At 59.2% G+C, this 18,425-nt stretch carries 20 protein-coding genes and 4 tRNA genes; 9 read left to right on the top strand and 15 right to left on the bottom strand.

What is annotated here, in order from left to right; all coding sequences use genetic code 11:
- Nucleotides 1-2: 2 nt before the first annotated feature.
- Both OK438_05215 and OK438_05210 read right to left on the bottom strand, forming a co-directional pair.
- The gene (locus OK438_05215; GenBank protein MDA4124831.1) at nucleotides 3-191 is read right to left on the bottom strand and encodes a hypothetical protein; all 189 of its coding nucleotides are present in this window, start codon (nucleotides 189-191) and stop codon (nucleotides 3-5) included.
- The gene (locus tag OK438_05210) at nucleotides 161-388 is read right to left on the bottom strand and encodes a pyridoxamine 5'-phosphate oxidase family protein (GenBank protein MDA4124830.1); all 228 of its coding nucleotides are present in this window, start codon (nucleotides 386-388) and stop codon (nucleotides 161-163) included. The genes OK438_05215 and OK438_05210 overlap by 31 nt, the downstream gene beginning before the upstream one ends.
- A gap of 79 nt (nucleotides 389-467) precedes the next feature.
- Here OK438_05210 and OK438_05205 point away from each other — a divergent pair, with 79 nt between their 5' ends.
- Nucleotides 468-1,451: an aldo/keto reductase gene (locus OK438_05205; GenBank protein ID MDA4124829.1), complete on the top strand. Its 984-nt coding sequence runs from the start codon at nucleotides 468-470 to the stop codon at nucleotides 1,449-1,451.
- Between the two features lie 22 nt (nucleotides 1,452-1,473).
- Here the strand turns inward: OK438_05205 and OK438_05200 are convergent.
- Nucleotides 1,474-1,576: transfer RNA gene (locus OK438_05200), tRNA-Thr, on the bottom strand.
- A 53-nt stretch (nucleotides 1,577-1,629) separates the two neighbouring features.
- Nucleotides 1,630-1,763, bottom strand: a tRNA-Met gene (locus OK438_05195).
- A 112-nt stretch (nucleotides 1,764-1,875) separates the two neighbouring features.
- Between OK438_05195 and OK438_05190 the strand changes: the two genes are divergently transcribed.
- On the top strand, nucleotides 1,876-2,007 hold the full coding sequence (locus tag OK438_05190; GenBank protein MDA4124828.1) for a hypothetical protein: 132 nt from the start codon (nucleotides 1,876-1,878) through the stop codon (nucleotides 2,005-2,007).
- Here OK438_05190 and OK438_05185 read toward each other — a convergent pair.
- From OK438_05185 to OK438_05175, 3 genes are read right to left on the bottom strand one after another with little or no spacing between them, the layout of a single operon-like run.
- The gene (locus OK438_05185) at nucleotides 2,004-3,407 is read right to left on the bottom strand and encodes a hypothetical protein (GenBank protein MDA4124827.1); all 1,404 of its coding nucleotides are present in this window, start codon (nucleotides 3,405-3,407) and stop codon (nucleotides 2,004-2,006) included. The two genes, OK438_05190 and OK438_05185, sit on opposite strands and share 4 nt — an antisense overlap.
- A 3-nt stretch (nucleotides 3,408-3,410) precedes the next feature.
- The gene (locus OK438_05180) at nucleotides 3,411-4,763 is read right to left on the bottom strand and encodes an acetyl ornithine aminotransferase family protein (protein MDA4124826.1); all 1,353 of its coding nucleotides are present in this window, start codon (nucleotides 4,761-4,763) and stop codon (nucleotides 3,411-3,413) included.
- Nucleotides 4,764-4,802: 39 nt separating this feature from the next.
- Nucleotides 4,803-5,087, bottom strand: coding sequence for an RNA-binding protein (locus OK438_05175; GenBank protein ID MDA4124825.1), 285 nt, complete (start codon nucleotides 5,085-5,087; stop codon nucleotides 4,803-4,805).
- A 98-nt stretch (nucleotides 5,088-5,185) separates the two neighbouring features.
- On the opposite strand from OK438_05175, the gene OK438_05170 reads away from it, so the two are divergent.
- Entirely contained in the window at nucleotides 5,186-5,899 is a 714-nt protein-coding gene (locus OK438_05170; protein MDA4124824.1) for a peptidylprolyl isomerase, read from the top strand.
- Between the two features lie 130 nt (nucleotides 5,900-6,029).
- Here OK438_05170 and OK438_05165 read toward each other — a convergent pair whose 3' ends face one another.
- Nucleotides 6,030-6,269 (bottom strand): hypothetical protein, encoded by a 240-nt coding sequence (locus tag OK438_05165; protein ID MDA4124823.1) that lies wholly within the window; start codon nucleotides 6,267-6,269, stop codon nucleotides 6,030-6,032.
- 97 nt (nucleotides 6,270-6,366) lie between these two features.
- On the opposite strand from OK438_05165, the gene OK438_05160 reads away from it, so the two are divergent.
- From OK438_05160 to OK438_05140, 5 genes are all read left to right on the top strand, one after another.
- A tRNA-Pro gene (locus OK438_05160) sits at nucleotides 6,367-6,442 on the top strand.
- Between the two features lie 44 nt (nucleotides 6,443-6,486).
- On the top strand, nucleotides 6,487-7,587 hold the full coding sequence (locus tag OK438_05155) for a DNA polymerase IV (GenBank protein MDA4124822.1): 1,101 nt from the start codon (nucleotides 6,487-6,489) through the stop codon (nucleotides 7,585-7,587).
- Nucleotides 7,588-7,591: 4 nt separating this feature from the next.
- Nucleotides 7,592-7,975 carry a hypothetical protein gene (locus OK438_05150; GenBank protein ID MDA4124821.1) on the top strand — a complete coding sequence of 128 codons (384 nt, stop codon included), beginning with the start codon at nucleotides 7,592-7,594 and terminating at the stop codon, nucleotides 7,973-7,975.
- A 52-nt stretch (nucleotides 7,976-8,027) separates the two neighbouring features.
- Nucleotides 8,028-8,102: transfer RNA gene (locus OK438_05145), tRNA-Thr, on the top strand.
- Between the two features lie 66 nt (nucleotides 8,103-8,168).
- Nucleotides 8,169-8,975: an aldo/keto reductase gene (locus tag OK438_05140; GenBank protein MDA4124820.1), complete on the top strand. Its 807-nt coding sequence runs from the start codon at nucleotides 8,169-8,171 to the stop codon at nucleotides 8,973-8,975.
- 212 nt (nucleotides 8,976-9,187) lie between these two features.
- Here OK438_05140 and OK438_05135 read toward each other — a convergent pair whose 3' ends face one another.
- The 6 genes from OK438_05135 to OK438_05110 all read right to left on the bottom strand — a co-directional run bounded on the left by OK438_05135 (nucleotide 9,188) and on the right by OK438_05110 (nucleotide 15,895).
- The gene (locus tag OK438_05135) at nucleotides 9,188-11,524 is read right to left on the bottom strand and encodes a valine--tRNA ligase (GenBank protein ID MDA4124819.1); all 2,337 of its coding nucleotides are present in this window, start codon (nucleotides 11,522-11,524) and stop codon (nucleotides 9,188-9,190) included.
- A gap of 35 nt (nucleotides 11,525-11,559) precedes the next feature.
- Nucleotides 11,560-12,132, bottom strand: a complete 573-nt coding sequence (locus OK438_05130; GenBank protein MDA4124818.1) for a QueT transporter family protein — start codon at nucleotides 12,130-12,132, stop codon at nucleotides 11,560-11,562.
- 44 nt (nucleotides 12,133-12,176) lie between these two features.
- On the bottom strand, nucleotides 12,177-13,001 hold the full coding sequence (locus tag OK438_05125) for an aldo/keto reductase (GenBank protein ID MDA4124817.1): 825 nt from the start codon (nucleotides 12,999-13,001) through the stop codon (nucleotides 12,177-12,179).
- A gap of 94 nt (nucleotides 13,002-13,095) precedes the next feature.
- On the bottom strand, nucleotides 13,096-14,094 hold the full coding sequence (gene priX / locus OK438_05120) for a DNA primase noncatalytic subunit PriX (protein ID MDA4124816.1): 999 nt from the start codon (nucleotides 14,092-14,094) through the stop codon (nucleotides 13,096-13,098).
- Between the two features lie 44 nt (nucleotides 14,095-14,138).
- Nucleotides 14,139-15,353: a YchF-related putative GTPase gene (gene ychF, locus OK438_05115; protein MDA4124815.1), complete on the bottom strand. Its 1,215-nt coding sequence runs from the start codon at nucleotides 15,351-15,353 to the stop codon at nucleotides 14,139-14,141.
- 71 nt (nucleotides 15,354-15,424) lie between these two features.
- Nucleotides 15,425-15,895: a hypothetical protein gene (locus OK438_05110; GenBank protein ID MDA4124814.1), complete on the bottom strand. Its 471-nt coding sequence runs from the start codon at nucleotides 15,893-15,895 to the stop codon at nucleotides 15,425-15,427.
- A 79-nt stretch (nucleotides 15,896-15,974) separates the two neighbouring features.
- On the opposite strand from OK438_05110, the gene OK438_05105 reads away from it, so the two are divergent.
- A complete protein-coding gene (locus OK438_05105; GenBank protein ID MDA4124813.1) occupies nucleotides 15,975-17,066 on the top strand; it encodes a DUF4382 domain-containing protein in 1,092 nt (363 codons plus the stop codon).
- Here OK438_05105 and prf1 read toward each other — a convergent pair whose 3' ends face one another.
- A complete protein-coding gene (gene prf1, locus OK438_05100) occupies nucleotides 17,067-18,317 on the bottom strand; it encodes a peptide chain release factor aRF-1 (GenBank protein ID MDA4124812.1) in 1,251 nt (416 codons plus the stop codon).
- Between the last annotated feature and the right edge of the window lie 108 nt (nucleotides 18,318-18,425).

Here is an 18,425-nt window from a genome sequence, read left to right as displayed (position 1 = left end):
GCCTACCACATGACGGCTTTGGTGGGTTTGACCTTGAGTATCGGAGACTCGCCTTCACCCCAGGGATTCCTCCTGTAGAAGACGAACCTGTCGAAGAGAATCTGAAGGAGGCGGAGGTATTCCTTCCCCCGCTCGGAGAGCTCGCAGTCCCCCTCGACCATCAAGCCGCTGTTAGGCCGGTATTCGTCCACGACCAAGGCGACCTTGGGTTCTCCCTGAGGTTCTTCAGCTTCTTCGTCTTGTAGTCTATGGCGATTATGATGTTCTCCCCATCAACGGCGTAGACCACGGGGACCACATGCGGCTTCGCGTCCTCGGAGGCCGTGGCGAGCCTGCAGACCTCATGGGCCTTGAGGAATGTCAACTCCCGCGCCTTCAGGACTCCCATGTGGCGAAGAGCTCCCGGGGGCTGGAAAAGGATTGCTCGACTAACCCTTTAACGAAGCGCATAGCACTGCCAGCCCAGCGTGAAGTTTACCACCTTGGGAAGCACAGGCCTGAAGGTCTCTAGACTCTGCATCGGGTGCATGAGCTTCGGAGGACCGGACGCCCAAGGCTTCGAATGGACCCTCGGCTACGAGGACTCGAAGCGCGTCATCGACAGGGCCGTCGACCTCGGAATCAACTTCTTCGACACCGCCGACGTCTATTCCAACGGCAGGTCGGAAGCCATAGTCGGGAGGGCGCTTCAGGGAAGGAGAAACGACGTGGTCATCGCCACGAAGGTCGGGCTCCCCACTGGTGCCGGCCCCGACGAACGCGGCCTGGGCAAGAAGCACGTCAGACGTAATCTGAAGAGGTCGCTCGCCAACCTGAAGACCGACAGGATAGACCTCTACCAGATCCACCGCTGGGACTACAATACGCCGATAGAGCAAGTGCTCAGGACCCTGACCAAGGCGGTGAGGAAGGACAAGGTGGTGGACCACGTCGGCGGGTCGAGCATGTGGGCCTGGCAGTTCGCCAAGGCTCTCTACACCAGCGACAGACTGGGGCTGGAGAGGTTCAAGACTATGCAGGACCACTACAACCTGGCCTACAGGGAGGAGGAGAGGGAGATGATACCACTGTGCAAGGAAGAGGGAATCCCTGTCCTTCCATGGAGCCCTCTGGGAAGGGGATTCCTGACAGGCAAGTACAAGCGCAAATCGCAGCCGAAGAGCATCAGGTACAGGAAGGACGCCTACCTGGGCAAGAGGTACTTCCGGCCCGAAGACTTCGACGTCCTTGAGCGATTGGAGGAGGTCGCCAGGGAGAAGGGGGTCAAGCAGGTGCAGCTGGCGCTCGCCTGGCTAGTTCACAAGAGGGCAGTGGCTTCTCCGATAGTCGGGCCGACGAGGGTCGCACAGTTGGAAGATTTGGCGGAGGCCGTCGACATACATCTGAAATCGGATGACATCAAGAGGCTCGAGGAGCCCTATCGACCTCACCCGGTCCTGGGACACGAATGAATTGCACTGACTGAAGGACAAGAGCCACGGGTGGGATTCGATCCCACGACCTACGCCTCTTTGTGAGGTATACCAAGGCGTCGCTGTGGCCGAGTGTTTCTCTAACCAGGCTGAGCTACCGTGGCCCGAACCGACACCAAACGGACGCGGTTTTTAATCGTTGAAGCAGAAAGTGGAGTGCCGAGGGAGGGAGTTGCGCCTTCGGCGAAGGTTTCGCACCCTCGACCCCCAGATTTCGCATCCTAGCCCAGGATTATGAGTTTCACCCTTGCGGGCGAGCCTGGTGCCATGACTAGGCTAGGCCACCTCGGCACTGGCGCAAGAGGCCACCAATTGACGTTAAAAGACTAATGATGAAACGCCGTGTCGAGAACGGCTCTCCAGTAACGCTTATTATGAGACAATCGCTCGCGGGCCAAAGGAATTGCACCTCCCATTCCTAGACCTGAACAGCTACTACAATTTCCTCGGCACCATGATGATGGTGCTCTTCATCGCGGGACTGGTGGTGGTCTTCGTCTACGAGTACGAAGCCCTCAGGCGTTCCAAGACCTAACCCCGACCCTTCAGTTTCTCAATCACGCTGAGATTGGACACCTGCAGCACCCAGGCACCCAGCTTGGTTGACTTCGGCGAGACCCCCACCACCCTTAGCCTCTGGCCGGGCTGGATCCCCGCCATCCGCTCCGACAGGTCCCGCCATGCGACGAGCTTCATCTCGCCTGTGTCGTCTCCGATGGTGAGCTCTCCCTTCTTCACCACCGAACCATCCTTCAGGGAGACCTCTTCCACCGTTCCATGAGACAGCGCGATGACCTCTACCATGACCTGTGAAGCCTCGTCCTTCGCATCTTTCAGCTTCGTGGCCAGCGCATCCAGGGCAGGGAGGGCCGCTTCGTCGCCGACCTCAAGAGACCCCTCGGTCTTGCAGTAAAGCCTCCCGTCTGTCTCGCTGTCAGGCGTCACCACCACGACCTCATCTTTCGAAGGCTTCTTCGCCTTCGCTCCCACTTCCACCACCCAGACCTTCCCCTTTTCATCGAGGGCCAAGAGGACCGCTCCGGAAGCGAGAGGGCTCACTGCCGCCACCCTGAGCTTCGTCGGCTGAGCGCTCGTCATCGGAACGATCGCGCTTCCGGCGTCCCCGTGGATTTCATACTCGCCGTTCGTCGAGCGCTTCGACCTCACATTCGTCACGACCAGCCTCTGCCCTTTCTTCAGCTGCGGCTGGTTCGTCGGACTCCAAATGACGATTCTTATCTCCCCCTTCGCTCCTTCGCTGACCACGCCGAACTGGAAAAGGGAGCCCGGAGACCCATCTTGCCTTACGAATTCACTATAGCGGGGCTCAGAGCTCACCACACACTCGAGCGCCACGAACTGCTTCTCCTGAGAGACCTTGGTCAGCTTTTCTGTGACACTCGAAAGTGTCGGAAGCCTCGCCACCGCTTTCTCGTCGGACACACTCTCCATCCGTCCTCGTTTTCCGAGGTTCAGGTTGGGTTTCCCGTCAAGCCCCTGCTTGACGTATCCGTTGGCCACCCTCACCGCCGAGCCTACCTCAAACCCCGACTTCGCGATTTCATCTGCTTTCTCATCCCAGGCAGTCAGCTTGGCCGAGTTGCGACCGTCGAAAAGGACGACCCTGGCGTACTTCCCGGTGCCGCCGTCCTTCTTCTTGAAGCTCGCGGCCGGGTAAAGTGCGAGCAACCGCGCGACGACGGTCACATCGTTGGCGCCGATGTACATGTCCTTGATTGTCAAATCAGACGAAGCGTCGGCCTTCCGCAGGGAAACGCCCAGCTCCCCCGCGACTAGGAAGAGTGCACCCTGGTCGGTGAGATAGCCGGCCCCGACCGTCCGCTTCTTCTCTTCGATCCTTCGGATGAGCTCCTCCCTGCCAAGCTCTGGCTTGCTCTGCAGAAGTTCGCCCAGCAGGGCGTCGAAGTCAGACATGACCTAGCCTTTCGTGACCATCGAATTGGTCTCGGCAATCCCTTCTTCCAGGATGTCCAGGCCCTCGTCCAGTTCGGCCTCCGAGACCATCAGCGGCGGAATCACACGAAGCGTGTTCCTGCCCGCAATGATCACCAGAAGCCCGTGCTTGAAGCAGTAGTTCATTATCCTCTTTGCCTCCTCTTCTCCCCTCGTCTTGCTCCGCTTGTCCTTGACAATTTCGACGCCGATGAACAGGCCCATGCCTCTGACGTCCCCCACCACCTCGTACTTCTCCTTCATCTCCTGAAGTCGTTTGATGGCCTTCCCTCCGAGCCTCTCAGCATTCTCCATCAACCGCTCTGACTTGATAACCTCCAATGTAGCTATGGCCGCCTCGACGGCAACTGGGTTCGCCCCGAAGGTCGACGCGTGCTGGCCAGGCTTCCAGGTGGCCATCACCTCGGACTTGGCGACCGTTACGCTGAGAGGCAGGCCAGAAGCTATCCCCTTAGCGAGCGTGACCACGTCAGGGACTACGCCGAAGTGCTCGACCCCGAGGAACGTGCCCGTCCTTCCCACTCCAGTCTGGATTTCGTCCGACACGAAGAGGACCCCTTCCTTCCTAAGGAACTCCATCTTCTTGAAGTACTCTGGCGGAGGCACCACGTACCCTCCTTCTCCCTGGATCGGCTCGAAGAAGTATGCCGCAATCTCGTCGACGGGGACGAACTTCTCTAGATACTGCTCCTTGAAGTAGTCGACGCAGTAGTAATCGCACTCGGGGAAGGTCTGCTTCCAGGGGCATCGGTAGCAATAGGGGAACGGGAAGTGGACCACATCCTGGACGAGGGGAAGCGAGCCTTTCCTCTGGATTGGCTTGCTCGCCGTGAGGCTGAGGGCGCCCATGGTCCTCCCGTGGAAGCTCCCGGAGTGGGCGAGGAATATCGGCCGTCTGCTGTAGTTCCTCGTAAGCTTCATCGCCGCCTCGATTGCCTCGGCGCCGCTGTTCCCGTAGTAGACCATCTTCGAGAACTTGCCGGGGATTAGGGAGACGAGCTTCTCCGAAAGGTCCACCAGGTTCTCGTAGTAGAAATCAGTGTACGAGTAATGTATGAACTTCTCAGCCTGGGTCTTGATGGCTTCGACCACCCTCGGGTGGGTCGACCCCGTGCTAAGGACGGCTATGCCGGCCGCGAAGTCGATGAACTGGTTCCCGTCCACATCCTTGACCAGCGCCCCGTGGGCCGATTCCACCACCAGGGGATAGAAGTGTGATATCGAAGGCGAAAGGTACTCCTGGGTCTTCTTCACGACCTCTGTGGCCTTCTTGCCAGGGACCGTGGAGCTGACCTTGGCGAATTTCCTGGCTTTCAAGAGAACCTCGGCTCGGCCAGTATTGTGGGGCTAAAATACCTATTGAGGAATGGAGAGTTCTATCTCAAGGACTGGGAGGTTCAGCTGCCTTCCGTCCCTTGAAGTGACGTTCTCGCCGTCGATGGTGATATTCGATATCTTGACGTTGCTGATGAAGTGTTTCTTGAGCTCCTGGTAGACCTCCACCGCCATGTTGATCGCCTCTCCCCTGGCCCTGAGAACGACCTTCTTTGCGCCGCCGTTGAACATGGTTATGCACGCGGTCACGTAATTGAGGAGTGGTTTTGACTGACCGACAATTACCGTCTTTGTCTCTTCAGACATCCTGTGAGACATCCCCCGCGGTCGGGCTATAAACGCTATCCTCCGAAGCCCACTCGACCGAATCGTATTTCTGGACGAACCTGAAGGGAGGCGCCCCGATGGTCAACAAGCCCCGGGCGAGGAAGAAGACCAGCCACAGCAGGGCCTACCTGAGCGCCGGCGTGGTCGCGGTCCTTCTTATCGCGGGAACGGGATACCTGTACGTTTCAGGGACATACCCATTCGCCAGAGGCGAATCCACCACCACAGCGTCCTGTTCGCCGCTCACCCTGCCGGTCACCTACACCACCCTCTCGTCCTCCAACCCCGTCTACGCGCATTTCAACACGAGCCTGGGCAGCTTCGAGGCCGAGCTCTTCCCCGCATCGGCGCCGAAGACAGTCTCGAACTTCGTCAGCCTGGCAGACTCTGGCTTCTATGATAATCTTGTATGGCACAGAATCGAACCCAAGTTCGTCATCCAGGTCGGAGACCCCACGACCAGGTGCGGCCTCGGAGACAGGTCGACCTGGGGACAACGCGGCTCCAACGTCACCGTCCCCCTCGAAATCGACAAATCACTTCACAACTACGAAGGATACCTAGGCATGGCGAGGAGCACTGACAACAACAGCGGCAGTTCCCAGTTCTACGTCAATCTGGGGAACAACACCGCGTCCCTGGATGGGAGATACACTGTCTTCGGCGAAGTCACGGGCGGCATAAGCGTCGTCCAGGCCCTGGGAAGCGTGCCGGTGCAGACCTACGGGAACCAGAATGAACCGGTGAACCCGGTGTACATCTACAGCATCAACATTACCAGCGTCCCTTAGTCTTCAGCTGGGTCTGGCCTCGGGGCCTTCTTTGCCGACGCTGTCCGACTGTGAGCAGCAGTCTGGGGGACAGCAACAGCAGCAACACGACACCTCGTTCACCTCGTCCATGGTATGACCCCGCAGGTAGTTATTGACCGACCTTCCGCCTGTATTTTCCCCTGACTCGTTCTATGGCTCCGTAGACCAGGAGCCGCTTCAAGACACGGGACACGATCTCCTGGTGGTACCCCACCGACCTCTTGAGGGCCGAGAAACCGATTGGAGTACTGCTGGAGCAGACCGCCTCGCAGATCTGGAGCTCCCGTTCTGTGAGCTGAAGGGGGACTTCGTTGCAGGTCGGACAGGAGATGCAGCAGGCTTGCGACATTTTCCTCTGGATAATCATCTGGCAGGTGCTATTTATTGACCGACTGCCTCGAAGCCTCTGATAGGATATAAACGGAGGCAGTCCCGGCCGGTTGTTAGGGGTCGTCGGCTAGTCTGGTCTAGGCTTTCAGCCTCGGGCGCTGAAGATCGCTGGTTCAAATCCGGCCGACCCCACTTTCAAAACACCTTAAATTCGGACTGGGGCCCCTTTCTCATTCTTGAACCGGGTCATCGGCCACATCGACCTCGACTACTTCTACGCCCAGGTCGAGGAGGTTGAAAACCCCTCAATCAAGGACAAACCCGTCATCGTATGTGTCTTCTCCGGAAGGACCGAGGAGAGCGGGGTCGTCAGCACTTCGAACTACAAGGCTCGGGCGTTGGGCGTAGGGTCGGGGATGCCGATTGCGGCCGCCAAGGCGAAGCTTCAGGGCCACGACCCAGTGGTCATCAGGATGCAGCACGAGAAATATGAGGCCGTCTCCGACCGAGTCATGCAGCTGGTCGCCGAGCGCGTGGACCTGCTCGAGAAGACGGGAATCGACGAGGCCTTCTTCGACGTCTCAGCATCCACTGAAGGAGACTACTCGGCCGCGACCCAACTTGCCAAAGGAATCAAGAGCGTCCTCTATCAGAGCGAGCACCTGACCTGCTCCATCGGCCTCGGTAGGAGTAAGGTGGTCGCCAAGGTCGGGTCAGACTTCGCCAAGCCTGACGGCCTTACGATGGTGTCGCCCGAGTCGACCGAGACTTTTCTCAACCCACTCAAAGTGACCAAACTCTACGGAGTGGGGCCGAAGACTGCGGCCTCCCTCGCCGAGGTCGGGGTGAAGACTGTGGGGGACTTGGCGAGGGCCAACCCCTCCGAAATCGACCGACGCCTCGGAAGGAAGCTTGCTTCATACTTGCTTGCCGCTGCAACGGGCACAGACGCGGACCCAGTCCTGGTCGACCAGCAGCCCACGCAGTTCAGCCGCATCGTCACCCTCAAAAGAGACACCCGAGACGCAGAGGAGGCCTTCGGTCAGCTGGCGCAGGGGGTCGAGCACATACAGGGAAAGCTTTCGGCGTCCGGCAAATCCTTCAGAACGCTATCAGCCATCGGCATCCTGACCGACCTTTCCACCAAGACGAAGAGCAAGACGTTTGACACACCCATCAGCGACGCGGCCACGATCAAAGATTCGGGGCTGGCCCTCTTCAGAGACCTGGCATCTTCGGTGGACAAGGACTTCCGCCGAGTCGGCATCCGCGTCTCCGAACTCAGCGACGTCGGGGGCCAAAAGCCACTCTCCGAATTCCTGGAGGAGGCCCGGTGACACAGTGGCCGAAGAGCGGGATGAACTGAGAAAGAAGGTCGAGGAATTCGCGAAATACGGCCGCAAGTTCGAGAAGGCCCTGGACACTGTCCTGGCTGGAGGGGTCAAAGAGTGCAGGTTCGCCCCGAGTGAGAGGAAGGTCTTCACCGTCGTGGGAAAGGCGGGGGACGAGTTCATCGACCCCGAGAAGCCCTACTGCTCCTGCAGCGACTTCTTCTTCAAGGTCACCAGGGGAAGGGACGAACTCTGCTACCACCTGTTGAGCCACAGAATCGCGGCAAAAACAAACAGGGTCGACGTGGTCGAATTCAGCGATGACGAATACCTCTCATACATGTCGGCGACAATCGGGGATGTCTTCCAAGTCCTAGCCAGAAGCAGCGACTAGAGAATCCGTGCGGACAAAGGAGATAAACCGAGAGCGGGGGCGCCAGAGTCGCGCCACGGTAGCTCAGCCTGGCTAGAGCAGCTGCCTTGTAAGCAGCAGGTCGTGAGTCCAAATCTCACCCGTGGCTCGCTGTCCAGCAATTCCTCTTGACGCGCTAGGTCTAAAGCAACAGAAACTCCTGACCCTGGCCTGCATGGAATACAGGAAGCTGGGGAGGACAGGGGAGAAGGTCTCCACCATTGGGATGGGAACCTGGAGAATGGGCGTCTACAGCCACCCCGGAGAGAGATCCACACAGGTGGCGGCCCTCAGGAGAGGGATTCAGTTGGGCATCAATCTGATCGACACCGCAGAAATCTATGCGGGCGGAAGGTCGGAAGAGGTGGTGGGGGAAGCGGTCCGGGGCGTCCGCGATGACGTTCTGATCGCCACGAAAGTCTCCCCCAGCAACCTCGGCCACGACTCGGTCATCTCGGCCTGCGAAGGAAGCCTCAGGCGGCTCGATACTTCGTACATCGACCTCTACCAGGTCCACTGGCCCAACCCCAGCGTCCCCATCAAAGAGACCATGGCTGCCATGGAGGAACTCGTCCGCGCCGGGAAGGTCAGGTACATCGGAGTGAGCAACTTCACCGTCGACCAGACCGTGGCCGCCCGCGAAGCCCTGGCGAAGGAGGAGCTCGCATCCAATCAGGTGGAGTATTCCTTGCTGAACCGCAGCGTAGAGGCTGACCTGCTTCCATACTGCGAGGAGGAGCGCCTGTCGCTCATCGCCTACACGCCGATCGCCAAGGGGAAGATACCTGAGTCAAAGACTCCTAGGGCTCTTCTTGAGAAGTACGCGATGACCCCGGTCCAGCTCGCACTCAACTGGGTGACGCACAACGAACAGGTCCTGGCGATCCCGAAATCATCGAGCATCGCACACACGGAGGAAAACGTAGGGTCGGTCGCGACCCGATTCACCGACTCAGAGTACGACCTGATTTCGAAGGCCTAGGCGAGCTACTCCGTAGGGAGGGGAACAAGGCAATCGGCGCAGGTCTCGTAGACCAGCTCAAGGCTGTTGGTCGGGTTCACAGCGTTACCACACCAGATGCACCTGACGACGGCGAAGCTCTGCATCCAAATCCCACGGTGCGGGGTTCGTATTTAAGCAAGGGCAATCAACGAATCAATCTACTGCAAACGACGATGTTGGATGAAGCGCAGCTACTTCGTCAGGTGGTGCATCCGGACGAGGTCCTTCTCGAAGTGCTTGAGGTTCGCCGGAATCTTGGCATTGATCGAGTCCTTGAGCGCCAGCCCCTTGTCCCGCTTTGTCTTCCACACCTGGGCGTTGAACTCGAGTATGCCCTCGTTCATCTTTTCCGTTACGTCGAACCTCTCGGCCCTCGGCAGCCTTTCCAAATGGATGCTCTGGGTCCCGTAGATCTTCCTCCAGACGTAGTCCGTGATGTACGGCGTTATCGGAGCGAGCAGCAGCAGGATGCTCTTGACCACCTTGTGTAGCGTGTACCATGCGGCCTCCTGCTCCTCCTTCGTACCGTCTCCGTAGGCCCTGCCCTTCGCCATCTCAAGGTAGTTCGACGCGAAGACGTTCCACAGGAACTCCCTGACCTTGGTCGAGACAGTGAAGACGTCGAAGTTCTCGTAGGCCTTGGTGCACTCTTCCGTCAGCTTCCCTAGTTCGTTGAGCATCCACTTGTCCGTCCAGTTGAGCTGGGCTGTCTCCGGTTGCGGGAAGGAGCTGATGAACCTGCACGTGTTCCAGAGCTTCGTGAGGAACTTCCCGGCGCCGAGGATCCTCTCTTCGCTGAATCTGAAATCGTATCCGAGGCCCGACTCCGAGGCTCCCCAGTACCTGAAGGCGTCCGCTCCCGACCTCGTCAGCACTGGCTCGATGTCAACGAAGTTACCTAGGCTCTTCCTCATGGCACGGCCCTGTGCATCCTGTCCGAGGCCTCCTATCCAGGCGTGCTTGAAGGGCGCCCTTCCAGTCAGCTGGTAGCACTTGAGCAGGGTGTAGTAGAGCCACGTCCTGACGATGTCCTTCCCCTGCACGCGGATCGTCGCAGGGTAGGTCAGTGAATGGAACTTCGCATTCTTCAGGTACTTCGTGATGAAGAGTGGAGAAAGGCTCGAGTCCATCCACGTGTCGAAGGTCCTCGTCTCGCCGTTGAACTTGATGTTCCCGCACTTCTTGCACTTCTTGAACGGCGCTTCGTCCCTCCACGGCCTGTAGTACTTGCCTGGCTTGGGCAGGTGCGGCGTGTTGCACTTGCTGCAGTACCAGACCGGAATCTCTGTGGAATAGTACCTCCTCCTGGAGATGGGGTAGTCGGTGGTCAGCACGTCTATCCAGTCCAGCAGCACCTGCCTATGCATCGGCGGGTGGAACTCGATCTTCCTCGCGAGCCTCTTCAGCGCGGCCTTGAACTCCAGCTGCTTGAGGTAGTACTCCTCCATAGGTATGATTTCGATGGGGGTGCGGCTCCTCTCGCAGAGGGGCGTCCTGTGCTGGATCTGCTCCACCTTCACAGCCAGGCCCATCTCCTGCAGGTCCTGGATTATCTGGGACCTCGCGTCCTTCACAGGAATCCCCGCGTACTTCCCTGCGACGGCCGTCATCTTCCCGTCCAGGTCTATGGCCACCACTTCCTTCAGCTTGAACTCCCTGAACAGCATCACATCGTTGTAGTCCCCGTAGCTGCAGACCATCACCACGCCGCTCCCGAACTTGGGGTCTACGCTCTTGTGGGCCCTGACGGGCACTTCCTTGTTATAGATCGGCACCACCGCCGTCTTCCCGATCAGCTTCCTGTACCGCGCATCGCTCGGATTGACCACCACCATCTGGCAGGCCGCAAGCAGCTCGGGCCGAGTGGTCGCCACCTGGAGCTCCTGCTTCGTCTCCTTTACCTTGAACCGGTTCGTCACCAGATATGTGGGAAGTTCCTCATATTCGATTTCAGCATCAGCTATCGTCGTATTGCAGTCGATGCAGTAGTTGTTGGGCCTGTTCGCTAGGTAGATCAGCCCCTTCCTCCAGAGCTCGATGAAAGACCACTGGGTCAGAGCCCGGAATTCCTCCGAGTCCGTCCTGTACTTGCCCCGGAAATCCCCGGAAATGCCCAAGGTCTTCAGAAGGCCCACCATGTAGGCCTCCAGGTCGTCCAGCGCGTGCTTGCAGAGGTTGATGAACTCCTCACGCGGCGTCTTGCGCATCTGGACCCTGTACTTCCTCTCGGCGAATATCTCGACCGGAAGCCCGTTCCTGTCTATGCCGACCGGGTATAGGACCTGCAGCCCTCTCATCCTCGCCGCCCGGGCCATCATGTCTATCTGCGAGTACTGAGTGAGTGCACCCGGGTGCCAGGGCTTCCCCGACGGGTAGGGGGGCGGGGTGTCCATCACAAAGTTGCCATTCTTGTTGTTCTTTGGATGAAACTCAAAGATATTTTCAGTATCCCATATCATCCTCAACTCGGCTTCCAACCTGGGGTCCCAAGAGGTGGCCTCAAGCTTGGCCGAGAACTGTGGCTGCAAACGCTGTGAGCGTGCCTCTCACGGCCTATTTGAAGTTAAGACGGTTTCTGGGTCGCTGGGATAGTCCTTCGGTTGATCACCCTGTCCACCGCCTTCAAGAGGGCATAGCCCCCTATCCCGACTGCTACTATCTCCCCAGCGGCGATTTCCAGGAACATCAGCCAGAGTGGCGTATCAGTGAGGCCTGCCAGATAGCTCCCCACGATCAGGCTGACCGCGATCACCTCGGCAGCTATCGCCGCTACCCAGGCTCCCGTAAACCTCCTCCTGCCTATGTACAAGGCAAGGGCTGTCGCAACGAAGTTTGCTATCGTCCCGCCTATGATGTCGACCCCGCCAAAGGGACTGGCGTAGAAGTTCCCGACAAGCACCCCCAAGGTGAGGCCTGCCACTGCGGCCGGTCCGAACAGGATGGACAGCGGGAGGAGCACGTCGGCGATTCGTACCTGGATGGCCTGGAAGCTTATCGGAGCGAAGAAGACTACATCAGCCGCATATAGAGCAGCAAGGACGGCGGCAAGCGCAACATCCCTCGTTTTCGACGGTTTCTTTCTTGTTTCCACTTCCTCCAACTCCGGGATTTCTATGGCGGATCGGGTGGAGGTCACTCACCCGCCTTGCCGGCAGGCCCCTATTCCAGCGATTTAAGCGATTACAAGAAACGGGCTTCCAACTCTGCCGCGTCCTCAGCCGTGATCTCCCAGTCGCTCGCGCCGGCGTTCTCGACAACATGTCCTGGCGAGGACGCCCTCGGAATCGGGAAGACGTTCTGCTTCCTGGCCAGCCATCTGAGCGCAACCTGCGCTCGGGTCTTTCCGTACCTAGCCGAAACCCCATCCAGTCCAGAGTTTGAAACGAGCTTCCCGTGCCCCAGCGGATAGTAGGCAAGGAGCGCGATTCCTTCTCTTTCGCAGTAGGGGAGTATTTCACTCTCGATGTTCCTGTGGATCAAGCTGTAGTCCAGTTGTACAGCACTGAGCTGTGACTTCGGGAGGGCGGCGTTCGCCTCTTCCACTTGCGTCAGGTTGAAGTTGCTCACTCCGATGTGCATCAACTTGCCGGCCTCGACCAGCTCTTCCATGGCAGCCATGGTCTCTTTGATGGGGACGCTGGGGTTGGGCCAGTGGACCTGGTAGAGGTCGATGTACGAAGTATCGAGCCGCCTGAGGCTCTTCTCGAACGACCTGATCAAGGCGTCCCTGTGTAAGTGGTTCGACCAGACCTTGGTCGCCAGGAAGACGTCCTCTCTCTTCCTATGCCTGATTGCTTCCGCAACCAGTGGCTCAGAGCCGTAGATCTCGGCTGTGTCCACGAGCGTGATCCCCGCATCCAGTCCCCCCTCGACGGCCTTCACCTTCTCGCCGCCCCCCCTCTTCCACCCAAGGAAAGACGTCGCAATCCAGAGCGGGTCGTAGTAGGTCCCCATCCCGACCTCGGAGACCTTCCGTCCTGTTCTCGCGAAATCTTTCAGCTTCAACTATGCCTCGTCCGAAGTCGCTGGTATCTATTGCTTAAGAAAAAACAGGCCCGGCTGCCTGCCAAGCCCCAGACGTGCTCCGTACAACCGATTGCTACGGCTGAGCTCGCTTGGCCCCCTTCGGGCTGGGGGCCGCCTCCGCGAGGAGGACCTCCTTCGGTAGGAGGGAGTAGATGTCCGGGTGCTCGGCCTTGATCGTCGAGAAGGTCGGGGGCAGGAGGCCGTTCCTCCGGGCCCTCCTGACGTTGTATTCCACGAAGCGCTTCAGGTCCCTTGTCTCTCCGCCCACCGACACGAAGGCCCTTATCTTATCAATCGCCTCCACGTCGTCCACCTTCTTGACGTTGACCAGATAGGGTGCGAGGACGAGCCAGACGAGCCGGTGCCTACCATCCGTGACCGGATGCTTCAGCAGGTCTTCGACGTAGAGGTACCCCTTCCCGGTCTTAGGCCTCTGGGCCGGCACGTACTGCATGACCTTACCCTTGGCTTCGAGAAGCTGCTTGGGGAACGGAGCCCGCCTCAGGTTCTTGACTCCCTCCGCCACCACTGCCTGTGCGCAGTCCCCGAAGAGGTCGTTGAGGAGGTTGTCGCTGACGAAGACAACGCCGTCTTCGAGGGCCTGCCTGGTCAGCTTCCACTTCGGCGACTTCGCCAGCTCGAACTTCGAAACCAGGGAAAGATATCCCTCGAAGGGCACCGAGTACCTCGGCCGACCGTCCCCACCGCCAGCCTCCTCGAACTTTCCCCCGAAGCACTCCGACATGACGAACACCTTCTCCCTCGGCCCCTCCCGCATGAAGTACTGCTTCGCCAATTCCGCCTCCTTCTTGGAGAACCTTGAAGCAAGCACCGAGTCCTGGCTCGCGACCAGGGCCGAGGCAAAGAAACTCGAGAACTCGATCAGCCCGGACATATGCGGTTCGTACCTCACCCTCCCGAGGGCGCTCAGAAGCCTGTTCTCAGTCTGCTCCAGGACTTCGCGGCTGGCCAGCCCCTCCTCGACGGGAATGGCTTCGAAGAACTTCCTCGATTTCGGGGCGAAGGGGTACCTGAGCTCCAGGTCTGACAGATGGGGCCCTCCGTGTGACAACTCTCTCTGAAGGAACAGAGCACTCAGGCTCTTTAAGGCTCTCGTTAGCTTCTCTTGGCAGTCGATATGATGGACAGGACATCCCTGTCGTGGAGGACGTAGTTGGTCGGGAGGTGCAGGCCTGTCCTAACGTCAACGGCGTACACCAGGCCCTTGACCAGGTCCGAATGGACGGTCCCTGCGAGCTCTTCCACCGTGGACCCCGTCGGCATCAGATAGACGTCGGGCAGGACGCGTCCATGTTTGTCCGTCAGCTTCTCAGCGTCCGCCACGGGATAGATCGCGTTCATCTTGAGCAGCTTGAAGACAGCGATGTTGAGCGCGAACTGCACCCCGGTCCTGAGGTACTCCCCGAAAACCTTCCGCCTGATATAGGCCAGGGCGCTCCTCTGGGCGTCATTCAGGTCCTGGGGCTTCAGGATCTCAAACCTCTCCTCCCCCGGCACGTATTTGATCAGCTTCTTCGCCTCGGCCCGCCTCAGGGTCAGCTCCGCCTCTCCGCTCGTCGGCACGACTATCAGGCCCTTGTACTTCTCCCTCAGATTCTGGAAATTCTCCGAAGCGAAGGGCAGGTCCATCTTGTTCGCTATGACCAGGGTAGGCTTCGAGAACTCACGCAGCGACCAGCAGAAGCCCTGGATGTCCTTCTCGTTCCACGAGTCGAAGGCCTTGTCGCCTAGCACGACCTCGTTCATCGCCATCACGACGTGCTCCTTCCTGACCCCTATGCCCCGCATCACCTCCTCCACCGCCGTCGGCACGCCATATCCCGGAGTCTTCGAGAGCTTGGAGATCTTCGGCAGGTTCGCGGTGAACAGTTTGGTGTACCAGAGCACGAGCTCGAGCTCGACGTCCGCCAGGTCCGCCATCGGGTCGCCGGTCCCTGGCTCTGAAATCTTCCCGTCCTTGTCGACGCTCCCCGACGCGTCCACCACATGTAGCAGCGCGTCCGACTGCGCCGCCACGCTGAGGAACTGGTTTCCCAGGCCTTTGCCCATCCAGGCGCCTTTGATCAGGCCGGGCAGGTCTGTCACCTCCACCGGAACGAACCTCCACCCGTCGTCGCATCTGGAATTGGCGGGGTTGTCCAGGACCCCGAACTCCTTGTGGACGCAGGGCGTCACCGCGCTGGCTATCCCTGTCTCCGGGGTCTTCGTGGTGAACGGATAATTGGAAATCTCCCCCGACAACAGCGTCATCGAGTTGAAGAGCGTCGTCTTTCCCGCGTTCGTCTTCCCGATGAGCCCGATTCTTATCATCGGTCTTGGTTTTGGCGCAGGCCGTCCTACTTATACTTGAAAGACCCGTTCGCCGAATCCAGCGAATCCTATCAGGGAGACGGAACCGACCGCCACGCTCGCTGTGCCTCGTACCAGAAAGCGGCGGCCGAGAAGACCAACGCGGCAGAGAACCACCCGAGTACGGGGAGCAACTGGAAGTACGGGTAGGCCACCACAGTCAGGTAGGCTGCGAAGACGCTGGTGAAAACGGCATAGAAGATGAACCTCGGCACGATGAGCGTCCCTACCCTCAGGAAGTCCCTCATCACGTCGACCTTGACTTCATTCACAACCTCGTACTCGCCATTGTTCTCGGCTACGAGTCCCAGCTCCCTCAGTTTGTTCAGGTGGTACTGGGCAAGCGAGGGGTTAGACATCAGAAGAGCGCGCTGTACCTCCCTGACCCCAACCTTCCTCTTCTTGATGGCGTAGACGTACACCCTGAGAGTGTTCCCCTTCAGCTCCGCGTCCACCATCCCTGAGGTCTTCTTCTCTGGCGGGGGTGGAGCGGGCTGACTCAATGAAACGACCGGGTACCGCACCCAGGCACTCCACGTTCAAAAACGTTGGTTGATAACCTCATGATGCACTGGTTGAGACGTGGAAATCAAAATCAAGGCAGCGGCCTACGGAGTCGTCGGCCTAGCCTTGGCTGCCGTCATGATCTTCTCTGGAGCCACTCTTGGCGTCCTGGGTCCGACGGGGGCCCTGAACGTTGGTTCTCCAGGCTCGGTCTCGATTCTTCTTACTGACCCGCCGACCGTTCCCGAAGGGGTCTCGGCTGTGTACATCTCATACTCGAACCTGGCCCTGCACCTCACCACCCTCGGAGACAGCGGGTGGGTGAACGTCGAGGGGCACGGCACAATCGACACCATGGGCCTAGTCAACCTGAGCCAGACGATTTCGACCGGGAACGTGCCGAGCGGCAGGTACAACCTCCTGGAGTTCAACATAACCTCGGCGAAAGTCAAGTTCCTCGGGACGAACTACTCCGCTACGGTGAACAGCGGGAAGCTGATGGTCCCGATCATCGGGGGCCTCGAGGTCAACTCCTCTACAACTGCAGCAGCGCTGGTGGACATACAGCCGACGGTCCTCAACCTTGGCAACGCATCCAACCCGAATTTCGTCATAACGACGGGAGCCAAGGCCTTGCAGCTCCCACAGGGCGAAGTGGTCCAGTCGCTAAAGCACGTGGGTCATCAGTCCTCCATGGAAGGGCAGGACTGGTTCCACTCCTTCGTCTCCAACCACTCTGACAACCTTACGATCAGCGGACTATCACTCTCGACCCACTCCTTCTCCTTCTCTGCTTCCAACCCCGGCACCGATTCCATAGTCATCCGAATGGTCATCCTGACCGCTACCTCTCCCGGAGAGAGGTCTGGGTCGGCGCTCGCCTCTGTCGGCAATTCTGTTGTCTTCGCTGTCGGGTCCGACGGCTCGTTGCACCTGTTGGGCGCGGGCTCCATGAATAGCAACCACGGCGAAGGCAACGAAAACGACGCCGTCGACTCTGCCCTTTCCTCAGACGGCTACCAGCTCACCGGGGGCGCCTCAGCCACCTTCACCTACTCGGGGACCATCGCTTCGATGATGTCGTCGGGAGGAATCTTGAGCGGGGCGACCTATTACGTCGTCATCATGGGCTCGCACACTCTCGCCCTAGAGACCGTGAAGTCTTCCTAGTCAGTTCGTTCTGTATCTAAGCAGCGCCGCAACTCCGCCGAAGCTCTTGAACATGCTCCCCTCCTCAGTCCCCGACGAGATCACCTCGACCTTCGAGCCTACCTGGTAGGCCGTCTCCTCGAGGACGTCAACCAGGTCCCTCTCGAGGAGGTCGTAGTCGGTCGCTCCGCACTTCGTGCATGCCGCGGAGATCAGCTCCTGCTTCTTCTGCACCTTCCCCGACCCCAGGGTCACCTCCGCCTTGACCATGCCGCACTTCCTGCACTTCGCCTCCACCCTGACCGTGTCCACCGCGTCCGATACCAGGACGACCTCCACGTTGGCTTTGCTCATCGCGTCGAAGACCCTCGGGATCCCGTACACCGCCAGCCCTCCCGGCCTGTTCACCTCTGACAGGAACTTCTGCACCAGCTTCTTCTCCTCCACGAGCCGCACATCCTTCAAAGTATCCGAGGCTTTTTCGACCAACTCCCTCACTCCCTCCCTGCCGGAGTATCCGAGGTCTATGACCGCCAGCACCTTGTTCTGCAGCTCGTAGTGCAGGAACCCTCCCTTGAGGAACTCCTCCTTTGTGGGCCCCGGTCCTCCCACTATCATCCCCGTGACCTTGGCACCCTGGATGAAGACCCTGGTGGCGTGCTCCGATACCCTGTGGTAGTAGTAGGTGAGCTCCATCTCCCTGCCCCTCTCGTATCTCCTTGCCGACTGCCCTCCCTTCCTCGTCTTCCCCGAGATGCCGGAAGTCAACACGTCGGGAATCTCCAGGCTGTCGCCGCTCAATATCCCCAGCCCCGCCTCGCTTGCGTCGATCGCAAGGATCCCGAAGACCTTGTCTTCCCTCAACATGTCCTTCAGCCAGTCGAGGTGGAAGTGGTCGTCGCACATGTACAGGTACGCGGTGACGGGCTTCGGCGGCACAATCTCGTAGAGGTTCACCACTTCGCTCCCCGGACCGTTGGTGGGGAGGGCACCGGAGAATATCACCAGCCCAGTCTCAGGCGCAGTCCTGTACAGCTTGAGCTTCTGCATCGTCTTGGTGAGTGCGTCCTGCACGTGGTTCCTGGTCGTGTCCGACTTGATGTTGCCAGCCGTCCCCCACTCCTCCCGCAGGTTGGCAATGACCTCGTGAATGGGCTTCTTCGGGGGCACGTAAAGGGACACCAGCTCGGTCCCCCTCCCTTCCTTGGACGCGAGTTCGGAGATGAGCTTCCTGACCTTGTATAGCCTGACCGAGTCGGGTTTTGTAGACAATGCGGAGCTACCTCTGCGTCAGGCCGAAGTGGCGGACGCGGAACGGGAGGTAGCAGACATTGGAACGGTAAAATGACCCCTCACCCATTTATAAAACCTATCGCGCAA

It is taken from the genome of Nitrososphaerota archaeon, from assembly GCA_027887005.1.
Lineage (GTDB): Archaea > Thermoproteota > Nitrososphaeria > Nitrososphaerales > Gagatemarchaeaceae > UBA183.
This window is presented reverse-complemented; position numbering and strand designations above follow the sequence as displayed.